Annotated in this window: 10 protein-coding genes, 1 tRNA gene and 1 other RNA gene; 11 read left to right on the top strand and 1 reads right to left on the bottom strand. The window is 60.7% G+C overall.

The features are described 5' to 3' along the window. The 3 genes from M3436_05455 to lexA all read left to right on the top strand — a co-directional run. A partial coding sequence (locus tag M3436_05455) for a M20/M25/M40 family metallo-hydrolase (GenBank protein ID MDQ3563593.1) occupies positions 1-946 on the top strand: 946 nt, incomplete at its 5' end. Between the two features lie 265 nt (positions 947-1,211). Beyond that, entirely contained in the window at positions 1,212-2,564 is a 1,353-nt protein-coding gene (gorA, locus tag M3436_05450; GenBank protein MDQ3563592.1) for a glutathione-disulfide reductase, read from the top strand. A gap of 184 nt (positions 2,565-2,748) precedes the next feature. Beyond that, on the top strand, positions 2,749-3,369 hold the full coding sequence (gene lexA / locus M3436_05445; protein MDQ3563591.1) for a transcriptional repressor LexA: 621 nt from the start codon (positions 2,749-2,751) through the stop codon (positions 3,367-3,369). Positions 3,370-3,460: 91 nt separating this feature from the next. Here lexA and M3436_05440 read toward each other — a convergent pair whose 3' ends face one another. After that, the gene (locus tag M3436_05440) at positions 3,461-5,134 is read right to left on the bottom strand and encodes an EAL domain-containing protein (GenBank protein ID MDQ3563590.1); all 1,674 of its coding nucleotides are present in this window, start codon (positions 5,132-5,134) and stop codon (positions 3,461-3,463) included. A 341-nt stretch (positions 5,135-5,475) separates the two neighbouring features. Here M3436_05440 and M3436_05435 point away from each other — a divergent pair. The 8 genes from M3436_05435 (at position 5,476) to tsaE (ending at position 11,246) form a co-directional block, all read left to right on the top strand. Then, positions 5,476-5,568 (top strand) — tRNA-Ser (locus M3436_05435). Between the two features lie 57 nt (positions 5,569-5,625). Continuing rightward, positions 5,626-5,721: signal recognition particle sRNA small type (ffs, locus tag M3436_05430), an RNA gene on the top strand. 91 nt (positions 5,722-5,812) lie between these two features. Then, positions 5,813-7,372, top strand: coding sequence for a DNA polymerase III subunit gamma/tau (gene dnaX, locus M3436_05425; protein ID MDQ3563589.1), 1,560 nt, complete (start codon positions 5,813-5,815; stop codon positions 7,370-7,372). Positions 7,373-7,504: 132 nt separating this feature from the next. Then, on the top strand, positions 7,505-7,828 hold the full coding sequence (locus tag M3436_05420) for a YbaB/EbfC family nucleoid-associated protein (GenBank protein MDQ3563588.1): 324 nt from the start codon (positions 7,505-7,507) through the stop codon (positions 7,826-7,828). 49 nt (positions 7,829-7,877) lie between these two features. Beyond that, on the top strand, positions 7,878-8,477 hold the full coding sequence (recR, locus tag M3436_05415; protein MDQ3563587.1) for a recombination mediator RecR: 600 nt from the start codon (positions 7,878-7,880) through the stop codon (positions 8,475-8,477). A gap of 53 nt (positions 8,478-8,530) precedes the next feature. Beyond that, on the top strand, positions 8,531-9,031 hold the full coding sequence (gene orn / locus M3436_05410) for an oligoribonuclease (protein MDQ3563586.1): 501 nt from the start codon (positions 8,531-8,533) through the stop codon (positions 9,029-9,031). A gap of 3 nt (positions 9,032-9,034) precedes the next feature. Further along, positions 9,035-10,537 (top strand): NAD(P)H-hydrate dehydratase, encoded by a 1,503-nt coding sequence (locus tag M3436_05405; protein MDQ3563585.1) that lies wholly within the window; start codon positions 9,035-9,037, stop codon positions 10,535-10,537. 259 nt (positions 10,538-10,796) lie between these two features. Next, positions 10,797-11,246 carry a tRNA (adenosine(37)-N6)-threonylcarbamoyltransferase complex ATPase subunit type 1 TsaE gene (tsaE, locus tag M3436_05400; protein MDQ3563584.1) on the top strand — a complete coding sequence of 150 codons (450 nt, stop codon included), beginning with the start codon at positions 10,797-10,799 and terminating at the stop codon, positions 11,244-11,246. The last annotated feature ends 90 nt before the right edge of the window (positions 11,247-11,336 follow it).

Here is an 11,336-nt window from a genome sequence, read left to right as displayed (position 1 = left end):
GCTCTACAGGTTGCGAGAGTGCGGCCATGAGGTGATCCAAGACCCGGCGGGTAACATTATCGTCAAGGTTTCGGGGCGCAACGAAGGCGCGATCGCCGTCACCGCGCACAAGGATGAAATCGGAGCGATCGTAAAAACGGTGCGTGCCGACGGGCGGGTCGAAATACGCCCATTGGGAGGGGCCTTCCCGTGGGTTTATGGGGAAGGCATCGTGGACTTACTCGGGGACGCCGCTGTGGTTAGCGGGGTGCTGTCGTTCGGCTCCCGTCATGTTTCGCACGAATCGCCGCAAAAGGCAAAACAAGATGAGGCCCCGTTGCGCTGGCAAGATGTCTGGGTCGAAACCAAATGCGGCGCGCGTGAACTGCGCGAGGCGGGCGTTCGGCCCGGGACGCGCATGGTGGTGGGCAAACACCGCAAACGGCCTTTCCGGATCAAGGACTATATCGCCAGTTATACCCTGGACAACAAGGCGTCGATCGCAATTCTGTTGGTACTGGCGGAGCAATTACGGGAGTGCGGGCGCGACATCTATCTGGTGGCCTCCGCTAAGGAAGAGGTCGGCGCGATGGGCGCGCTTTACTTCACGCAACGACAGCCGCTCGATGCGCTCATCGCACTTGAGATCTGTCCCTTGGCGCCAGAGTACCCGATCGAAGATGGGATCGCCCCGGTGTTACTCTCTCAAGATGGGTACGGACTCTACGACGAAGGCCTCAATAGGGATCTGCGGCAAGCCGCGGCAAGGAGCAACGTGCCGCTGCAGCTAGCCGCCATCAGCGGATTCGGTAGCGATGCGTCGCTCGCCATGAAATTCGGTCATATTGGACGCGCGGCTTGCCTAGGATTTCCGACGCAGAACACGCACGGATATGAGATCGCGCACCTGGGCGCGATGGCCAATTGCATCGAGGTGCTTGCCGCTTTTTGCGCGGGAACACCTTAGAGATTGTGCATAAATCTACTGCGCTCGGGATCTCGCATTCCGGCGGTGCTCGGAATCCTCATGTATTTCAATATACACTCCGGTTCCTGCGCGCCGGCGGAACGCGAGCTTCCTTCGCTCGCTGACGATTTCTTCACAATCTCTTAGATCGTCCCTTGCCGCGGGCGAGCACGGCATCACCGGTCTCGGGAGTCACGCGCGTCCATCACTCTTCGGGGCGGGGTTCGATACTACTGCGTTATACACATGAGTAGGCACGCACAGGATGTCCGGTTACGACCTTGACTTGTTTGTCATCGGCGCCGGTTCTGGAGGCATACGCGCGGCGCGCACCGCCGCCGAGCTCGGCGCGCGCGTTGCGATCGCCGAGCCACGCCAACTCGGAGGCACATGCGTTAATTTGGGTTGTGTTCCTAAGAAATTCCTGGTCTATGGAGCCCGCTATCGCGACGACCTGAGCGAAGCCCCCGCGTACGGCTGGAGCCTGCGAGAACCGGCTTTCGACTGGGGCCGGTTGATCGCCAATAAGGATGCGCAACTCGCTAGGCTACGGCAACACTATGAACGCCTGTTACGCGCAGCGGGCGTGACGATCATCCAAGGGCGCGCCCGATTGGTGGATGCGCATACCACCGCGGTCGATGAGTTGCGCTACAGCGCGCGTTTCCTTCTCATCGCGACCGGGAGCCGGCCGAAGCGCCCGGACATTCCCGGGCAGGTGCTTGCGGTTACCTCCGACGAAGCTTTCTCGCTCCCGCGCTTTCCCCAACGCATCGTGATTGTCGGCGGAGGTTACATTGCCGTCGAATTCGCGGGTATTTTCAATGGGATGGGGGCGCATACCACGCTCATTCATCGGCGGCCCCTGTTTCTGCGGGGCTTCGATGACGATGCGCGCGGTTTCTTGGCGGAGCAGATGCAAAAAAAGGGCGTTTCGTTCAGGTTTGATACCGAAGTAAGCGCACTCACGCGCATCCCGGGCGGTTCGCGTGTGTCTCTGAGCACCGGCGAGGACCTCGAAGCGGATCTTGTGATGTATGCAATCGGACGGGTCCCGCAGGTAAGCGGACTCGGTCTCGACGCCCTGGGCATCGCCAGGACCGAAAGCGGCGCAATCGTGGTAAACGATGAGTATCGATCCTCGGTTCCATCGGTTTATGCCGTCGGCGATGTCATTGATCGCGTACGATTAACGCCGCTAGCCATCGCCGAGGGCATGGCGGCGAGCCGTTGTCTCTTCGGAAACGCAGCGCACGGGGTCGATTACGACAATATCCCGACGGCCGTGTTCAGTCAGCCGGAGCTCGCCACCGTCGGCCTCACGGAGGCGAGCGCCCGCGCGCGTTTTGATAAGATCAAGGTCTATAAGACGCGGTTTACGCCCCTGAAATACACCCTCTCCGGGCGTGACGAGCGGGCTTTTCTGAAGCTCATCGTCGCGGCGCCGAGCGATCGGGTGGCCGGCGCCCATATGGTGGGGCCGGAGGCATCCGAAGTGATCCAAGGCATCGCCATCGCTCTCAAGGCCGGGGCCACCAAGGCGGTGTTCGATGCCACCTTGGGTATACACCCCACGCTGGCGGAGGAATTCGTGACCCTGCGCCGGTTGGAAGCATAGCTTGTGGATTCATTTTACAAAGTCATGTATAAATAACAACTTATCGGATAGAAGCACAGTGTTTCAAAAGCGTTTGCCCTGGAGCACTATGCAAATATTTTTATATCCAGGCGCGGATGGGCTTGCTTTCCTGCCGATAGCGGCTAAAATAGGCTGTGTTTAAAGACAGTCAGACGATATTACTATGGAAAAACTTACGTCACGTCAAGCCCAAATCCTTAAGATGATCCGTAGGTTTATGGACTCTAAAGGGTTTCCACCCACGCGCGCCGAGATCGCAGACAAGCTTGGTTTCCGCTCTCCTAATGCGGCCGAGGACCACCTCAGAGCGCTCGAGCGCAAAGGTGCGATCCGGCTTCTACCAGGGGCCTCTCGCGGCATACAGGTGTTAACCGAAGGGCCGGCCGGGATCCCGGTTGTGAGCCGGGTTACCGTGGGCGTCCCCCTCGTCGCCGAGGAAAACATCGAAAGCCACTACGCCATAGACCCGGACATATTCGATCCCGCGGCCGATTTCTTCCTGCGGGTGCGAGGGTTGAGCATGCGGGACGCCGGGATCCAGAACGGCGATCTCTTAGCCGTTCATGCCACATCCGAGGCCGCGAGCGGGCAGATCGTCGTGGCCCGTCTCGGAGAGGAGATTACCGTCAAACGCTTCCGCCGCCGCGGTAATCAGGTACGGCTTCTCCCCGAGAACCCGGAGTTCACGCCCATCGAGGTCGATATGCGCGAGGACTCCTTGGTCATCGAGGGGATCGTCGTCGGCGTCTTGAGAACGCACCTCGGCAGCATGGGGCGGGCGTAGATGGTGCCGGCTCGATGATGATCTCCTATCGAAGCGGCGCCCCTGGCGAAGGGCGCGAGGGCGTCCCGTGCTGCCGCTTGCCAATAAAGGATTACGCCCTGACCGCAGCCTGGGCAAGCATCGACGGTAGGACATCGCCGGATACCGGCCGGCTGATGATATATCCCTGAATATAGGAACAGTTTCGTCGCCGAAGGAATTCGACCTGTGCGTTGGTTTCGACGCCCTCGGCCACCACCGGGATTTTGAGATTCTCGGCCATGGCCAGTATAGCGGAAACGATGGCGGCGTCTTTCGGATCCACGGTGATATGACGAACGAAACTGGTATCAATCTTGAGCTTATCGACAGGCAGTTGCCTGAGGTAACTTAGTGACGAACGGCCGGTGCCGAAGTCGTCGAGAACCACTCGGATGCCCAACTCCTTAAGCGCCGGCAGGGTCTTGAAGATGGACTGTTCGGCGCGGAGTATTGAGGTCTCCGTGAGCTCGATTTCGACCGCTTCGGGAGGCAGTCCCGATTCGTGTAACGCGGATTGAAGCAGGCCCACAAGATCTTGGCGGATGAATTGCACGCCCGATACGTTGATGGCGACGGTCAATCCGTGATAACCGGCCGCCCGCCAAACGCCGGCTCGCTGACAAGCGCGGCGGATGATCCATTCTCCGATCGGGGTGATGAGACCGGTCTCTTCGGCTAACGGTATGAATCGTTCCGGCCCGATCAAGCCCTCGTGCGGATGATGCCATCGCAACAGCGCCTCGGCGACCACAATCCGTCCGCTCTTCAATTCCGCTTGCGGTTGATAGACCAATTCCAACTCGTTCCGCTCGACGGCTTTCCGTAATGCGTTTTCAAGCGCATGGCGCTTGACGGCCGCAACGTTCATGGCCTCGCGGTAGAATTGATAGGTATTCTTCCCTAGCTCTTTGGCATGGTACATCGCCATGTCGGCATTCTTGATCAGCGTATCGGCGTCCATGCCGTCATTCGGATAAATGGTGATCCCGATGCTGGCCCCGACATGTACCTCGGTATTGCCGTGAAGAAATGGTGTTTCCGCGGCCTTGAGCACGCGCTCGGCGACCGTCGCGGCTTCGATAGGAAGACTGATGCTCGGTAACAAGATAGTGAATTCGTCTCCGCCTAAACGCGCCACGGTCTGGCCCTCGGCCGGGTTCGGGAATTGCCGGCCGACGTAATCGTCCGCGCGCACGCAGTTTAGCAGCCGCCGGGAAAGCTCGCGCAGCACCACATCGCCGGCTTGATGACCAAGCATGTCGTTTACGCGTTTGAAGTCATCGAGGTCTAGAAACAATAACGCCAGCGATTGTTCGCAACGGCGCGCGTGGGCCAGGGCGTGTTTCAGGTATTCGCTGAACAAGCGCCGGTTCGGCAAGCGCGTGAGGCTATCGTGATACGCGAAGTAACGAATTTTCTCGCCCGATTGCTTCAAATCCCGGCCCACGTTGTTGATTAAACCCGCGAGCTCACCGAGTTCATCCTTGGTGCGAACATCAATCGCAACCGGTTGACTTCCTTGGCCAAGCTGTTCCGCGGCTTGTTTGAGCGCCTCCAACGGACGTGTTAGCAAGGCTCGCAGCACCATCGAACCAAGCACGATAAAGACCGCGATCGACGCTAATCCAAGCAGCATAGCCCGCGGGGCGAACGCCGGTAGCTTGGATTCGAGCGCCGCTAGGAGGGCCAGCGGCACGATTACTAAAGGCAACAGCGCCAGGAGGATTTTCGCTTGTAGCTTCAAGGGATTATTACCCAATGGTTTTGAAGAATATCGGCGCCTGGTTCACAAAACCTTACCGTGCGCCGACACCGGGGATAGGGACGGACATTTAGGCTGGCGGGCTATTATTAGATTGATCGAACACCACATTCTGGAATTTAGCTCACGCTTTTCGGCCGCGATCGCTGGGCGCCCCTGCGAATTGCGCCGCCCGATGTTCTGGTTTACCCTTTCCCGCGTGCTAGCGGAGAGGCAAGAGCGCTTTACGATCGGGGCGACAGACGCTCGATGCGTTCCTAAAGCGGGCTCTATAAAACCCACATCGCAAAAATTGTCGCTTGCCCGTTGAAACGAGCTTAGCCGGAGAGGTGTCCGAGCGGTCGAAGGAGCACGCCTGGAAAGTGTGTGTATGCCCAAAAGGTGTACCGTGGGTTCGAATCCCACCCTCTCCGCCAATCTTACTCTACCCGGAACTTTTGCAGACTGCATGATAGTGAGAGCATGGTGGCGCGTGCCGGTACCCCCGCGACGCGAGGTTGTGAACCCCGTCAGGCCCGAGAGGGAGCAGCGGCAGCAGCGGAGCGGGTGCTGGGGCGTGGCTGGCACGGGCCGCCACCCAAAAAAAGCTTGGCGCCCAGTTCAGGCAACGCACCCGTGTTGCGGCCGTATTACGGAGGCTAGCGGCGCCGTGAGAGGCATATGAGCTACCGGGTACTCGCGCGCAAATGGCGGCCGCGGCGATTCGAGGAGCTGGTCGGCCAGGAACATGTCGTGCGGGCGTTGACCAACGCCCTGAATTCGGGCCGCATCCACCACGCCTACCTTTTCACCGGGACGCGCGGCATCGGCAAAACCACGGTCGCGCGTATTCTGGCCAAGGCCCTCAACTGCGAAGCGGGCGTAAGCCCCCAGCCGTGCGGCGCCTGTACCTCCTGTACCGAGATCGATGAGGGGCGCTTTATCGATTTAATCGAAGTGGATGCCGCCTCGCGCACGCGCGTCGACGAGACCCGCGAATTGCTGGAAAACGTCCCCTACGCTCCCACGCGGGGACGCTTCAAGGTGTACCTCGTGGACGAGGTTCATATGTTTTCCAACCACAGCTTCAACGCGTTACTGAAGACACTTGAAGAGCCGCCGCCGCATGTGAAGTTTCTGCTGGCGACCACCGAGCCCAAGAAGCTGCCGGTCACGATCCTCTCCCGCTGCTTGCAATTCAACCTCAAACGCATCCCCCAGGAGATCCTGGAGCAACAGTTGGAGCGCATTCTGAAGGAGGAGAACGTGTCGAGTGACGCGGCTTCACGCCGGATGATTGCCGAGGCGGCCGATGGCAGCGTGCGCGATGCGCTGAGCTTGCTGGATCAGGCGATCGCTTACGGCGGCGGAAGCCTGCTCGCGGACGACATCGGCCGGATGTTAGGAACCGTCGATCGCCGGCAAGTAGTTAGCTTGTTGCAGACTCTCGCGAACCAAGATGCCCAGGGTTTATTGCGGCAGATTGATCAGTTGGCCGCCTTAACGCCCGATTTCGAACAGACCTTAGCAGAGGTGCTTGCAATATTGCACCGCATCGCGGTGAGTCAGATACTTCCGGATGCCGAGGCCAACGCGGATGACGAAGACCAAGCGGTGCGCGTGTTGGCAAGGCGCTTGACGCCCGAGGATTGCCAGCTATTCTACCAGACGGCGCTCATCGGCCGGCGCGACCTGGCGTTCACGCCCAACCCGAGGCGGGGTTTTGAGATGGTGATGCTGCGTATGCTCGCTTTCTCGCGCGAAGATGGCAGCGATGAGAAACCGCGCGCCGGAAGCGAAGCACTCGCTCCAGCGCCCGCGGAGACACCGATCGTAACAGCGCCGGCACCAGCAAGCGCGGCCGCCGGCGCCTGGCAACGATTAATCGATGAACTTGCCCTCTCCGGCTTGGTGAGAGAGCTCGCGATGCAGTGCGTACCGGCGGATGACCCGGGACCCGACCTGCACTTAGTCGCGCCTCCGGCGGCACGCCATCTGGTCAATGATAAAATCGAATCGAGATTAGCCGAGGCGCTGCAAAACCACTACGGGCGCGGTAGCCGCTTGAAAATATCCGTCGGCTCTCTCGCCGGGCGGGCGAGCCCGGCGGACCTCAAGGCGCAAGCGGCCCGCGAGCGGCGCGCGCAGGCGCAACAAGCGCTCGAAAACGATCCCAATGTCCAGGCCCTGCGAGAGGCCTTCGGCGCGGAGGTCGATCCGGCGACGATCAGGGCTAACTGACAGATTCGTTACGCTACGCCGATGAACCTGCTGTCACGGTGTATCCGGCTTAGGGGCGCGATACCGCGCCCCTGGAAACCCTTTGTAAAGATCCCCGCGGCATCGCCGGGGCTAACTATAAGGAGGCTCTAGATGAAAGGCGGTTTCGGTAATCTACTAAAACAAGCTCAGCAAATGCAGGAGGATTTCAAGCGCGCCCAAGAGGATCTCGCCAACGTCGAGATCACCGGGGAATCCGGCGGGGGCATGGTGAAAGTGGTCATGACCGGGCGCCATGACGTGCGCAGGGTCACGCTCGATCCGGCTTTGCTCAAAGAAGAAAAGGAGATGCTTGAGGATCTCTTGGCGGCCGCCGTCAACGACGCGAACCGGCGCGTGGAGCAAGCGAGCCAAGACAAACTGGCGGGTCTCACCGCCGGGATGGGCCTGCCTTCGGGTTTCAAGCTCCCTATGTAAATTCATCCGCGGAGTCGGCCGTTAACAATCTCGCGCTCAAATTTATAAATTGAAACGCTACAGTCCGCTCATCGACGAACTGATCCACTCCCTGCGCTGTCTTCCCGGGGTAGGTCCGCGATCCGCGCAGCGCATGGCGTTCCACCTGTTGGAGCGCAACCGGGAGGGAGCCCAACGCCTGGCCCGCGCGCTGCTCGAGGCCATGGCCGGCGTCAATCATTGCAACAGGTGCCGCAATCTCAGCGAGGTAGCGTTGTGCCCGATCTGCGTGAGCGAGAGGCGTGATCCGAGCGTGCTGTGCGTGGTCGAAAACCCAGCCGACGTGCAATCGATCGAACAAGCGGCGGCGTTTCAGGGCAAGTATTTCGTGCTCATGGGCCGCTTATCGCCGCTTGACGGCGTGGGTCCGGAGGCCATCGGGATCGATAAGTTAAAAAACCTACTCTGCAGCGGCGAGGTCGAGGAGGTGATCATCGCCACCGGCGCCACGGCCGAAGGCGAGGCCACGGCACACTATATCGGTGAGGTCGCGCGCGCGGTTGGGCTGCGCGCGACCCGCATAGCCCATGGCATCCCGGTAGGGGGTGAGTTGGAATACGTCGATAGCACCACCTTGTCACACGCGATCGCCTGCCGCCGCGATCTGTGAGCGCCCTATACGTGACGCCAGCGACCGGCAACCTCATCTGGATCGATCTGGAAATGACCGGGCTCGATACGCTTTGCGATCACATTATCGAGATCGCGACCGTCGTGACCGATGGCCAGTTGCAAATTTTAGGAGAAGGTCCCGCGCTTTCGATCTATCAGCCCCCGGAGGTGCTCGGCGCCATGGATGACTGGAACAAAAAACAGCACGCTAAATCGGGACTATCGGAACGGGTCCGGCAAAGCTCATGGACGGTCGCGGCCGCGGAGCGGATGAGCTTGGACTTTGTGCGGCAGTTTGTGGCGCCGTCGGCCTCGCCCATGTGCGGCAACAGCGTGTGCCAAGATCGGCGCTTCCTGCACCGGCTGATGCCTGAGCTCGAGCGTTTTTTTCATTACCGCAATCTCGATGTCAGTACCCTCAAGGAGCTCGCGCGGCGCTGGGCGCCCGAGCTCAAATCCTATGATAAAGACTCCAATCATAGAGCCCTGGAAGATGTCTTCGCCTCGATCGACGAGTTGGCATACTACCGCCAGCATCTGTTCAAGCTTTAATCGATGCGCGTACGCTCGTCGCTTCCCCTAGCGCTATACCGCGCCGAGTCCGTACGGGCCCTCGATCGCGAGGCGATCGAGGGCGGCGGGCTCGCGGGTTTGACCTTGATGAACCGTGCCGGCGCGGCGGCTTTCGAGGTTTTGCGTACCCGCTGGCCCGCGGCCCGCCGGATCCTTGTACTGTGTGGCCCCGGTAATAACGGCGGAGACGGTTATGTGTTGGCGCGCGAAGCGCGGCGCGCGGGCTTGACGGCCGCTATCCGGCAGGTTGGCGGCACGGCACTCAAAGGCGATGCGCGCGCCGCGGCCGAGACGGCCCTCGCGGCCGGCCTCGCGCCACAGCCGTTTGATGCTTCGTCTCTAGCCGGCCATGAGGTGTTGGTGGATGCGATGCTCGGTACCGGCCTCGATCGCGAGGTCCGCGATGAGTTTCGCTTAGCCATTGAGTCCGTTAATCAGTCACCGCGCCCACGCCTGTCGATCGACATCCCTTCCGGACTCAATGCCGATACGGGGGCGGTGATGGGGGCGGCGGTGTGCGCCGCAGCGACCGTCAGCTTCATCGGTCTCAAACAGGGTATGTTTACGCACGCGGGTCCGGAGCATTGCGGGGAGATCTATTACGATGATCTGAGCGTGCCGGGCGCGGTCTTTGAGCGCGTGCCGTGCTCCGCCCGCCGCTTGGAACTAGGGCCGCTGCAACACCTCATGCCCCAACGGCCGCGCGACGCCCATAAAGGACGGTTCGGCCACGTCCTGGTCGTCGGCGGAGAGCTCGGGTACGCGGGAGCCGCCCGCATGGCGGCCGAAGCGGCGTTACGGGTAGGCGCGGGACTGGTCAGCCTGGCGACGCGCGCGGCCCATGCCGCCACGCTGTGCGCGGCGCGCCCGGAGATCATGTGCCACCCGGTGGAAACGGCCTCCGAGATCAAGGGGCTTTTAGATCAAGCCACGGTCATCGCGTTGGGTCCCGGTCTCGGCCGCTCATCGTGGGCCGTCAATCTCCTCGCGCGTGTTATCGAGAGCGAGTTGCCTATGGTGGCGGACGCCGATGCCTTGAATCTCATCGCCCTGGAGCCCGTCGCCAAGAGTACTTGGACGCTCACACCGCATCCGGGAGAAGCAGCGCGTTTGCTGGGGATGACGGTGGCGGAGGTTCAAGCCGATCGCTTTCGGGCGGTTGCGGAGCTGCAGCGCCGTTACGGGGGCGTCGCTATCCTCAAGGGATGCGGTACGCTCATCTGTGGTCCGAACGGGGACATCAGCCTCTGCCCTTACGGTAATCCGGGCATGGCGAGCGGGGGGATGGGCGATGTGCTGACCGGGGTGATCGCGGGGCTGCTGGGGCAGGGTTTATCTTCCCTCGATGCGGCCGCGCTCGGCGCCTGTTTACACGCGCGCGCGGGCGATCGGGCGGCCGCATCGGGCCAGCGCGGGTTGCTGGCGAGCGATCTCTTTCCCCATCTCCGAGATCTTGCGAATCCGACGCTATCTGAGAGCTTGTGAAAAAATTTGCTGTGCTCGGGATCTCGCGTTCCGGCGGTGCTCGGAATTCTCATGTATTTCAGTATACACTCCGGTTCCTGCGCTCCGGCAGAAAGCCAGGGCCAGGGAATGGCCCTGTTTGGCGCGCCGAGGATGCAACGGACCTCCCATCGCTCGCGACGATTTTTTCACAACCTCTGAGTGCGACGTCTGGCAAGATACGCCCTAGTACGACCGTGTGAGGCTCAACTGGCGCTGTGGCGTTGGCACCGAAGCGGAGATGGACGCGCTCGCCGCGCGCTTCGCGCGGGCGATTGGCCGCGGGGCGGGCACGGTGTTCCTGAGCGGTGATCTCGGCGCCGGTAAGACCACCTTCGTTCGTGGTCTATTGAAGGCCCTGGGCTACCGCGGTTTAGTCAAGAGCCCGACCTACACCTTGGTGGAGACCTATTCGATTGGCGGGCGCTCCATCCATCATTTCGATCTATATCGCCTGGCGGGTTCAGACGAGCTCGAGGCTATCGGGGTACGCGACTTTGTCGACGGGCAGACGCTATGTCTTATCGAATGGCCGGAACGCGGTGCGGTGGGACTATTACAGCCCGACCTGCACTTGCGCATCGCGCTCGCCGGGGAGCAGCGTGAAATAGTTTGCGAGGCTTACAGCGAATGGGGGAACGCGGTCTTGAACCGGATGAGCAAGGGACAGGTCCAGAATTCGAGTGCCTGAAACCGACCGAAAGTATATTTATAATTCATGATGATAGTGTATATATCTAAATAATACTTGAAATTTCCGCTGTATCGCCCCAAAATTAAG

It is taken from the genome of Pseudomonadota bacterium (assembly GCA_030859565.1).
Lineage (GTDB): Bacteria > Pseudomonadota > Gammaproteobacteria > JACCXJ01 > JACCXJ01 > USCg-Taylor.
Note: the sequence above shows the minus strand (reverse complement) of the source record. Positions and strands in the feature narration are given on the sequence as shown.

Excerpts from the sequence above, each read along its gene's own strand:
- gorA (MDQ3563592.1), top strand. The coding sequence starts at position 1,212 with ATGTCCGGTTACGACCTTGACTTGTTTGTCATCGGCGCCGGTTCTGGA.
- lexA (MDQ3563591.1), top strand. The coding sequence starts at position 2,749 with ATGGAAAAACTTACGTCACGTCAAGCCCAAATCCTTAAGATGATCCGT.
- dnaX (MDQ3563589.1), top strand. The coding sequence starts at position 5,813 with ATGAGCTACCGGGTACTCGCGCGCAAATGGCGGCCGCGGCGATTCGAG.
- M3436_05420 (MDQ3563588.1), top strand. The coding sequence starts at position 7,505 with ATGAAAGGCGGTTTCGGTAATCTACTAAAACAAGCTCAGCAAATGCAG.
- orn (MDQ3563586.1), top strand. The coding sequence starts at position 8,531 with ATGACCGGGCTCGATACGCTTTGCGATCACATTATCGAGATCGCGACC.
- M3436_05405 (MDQ3563585.1), top strand. The coding sequence starts at position 9,035 with ATGCGCGTACGCTCGTCGCTTCCCCTAGCGCTATACCGCGCCGAGTCC.
- tsaE (MDQ3563584.1), top strand. The coding sequence starts at position 10,797 with ATGGACGCGCTCGCCGCGCGCTTCGCGCGGGCGATTGGCCGCGGGGCG.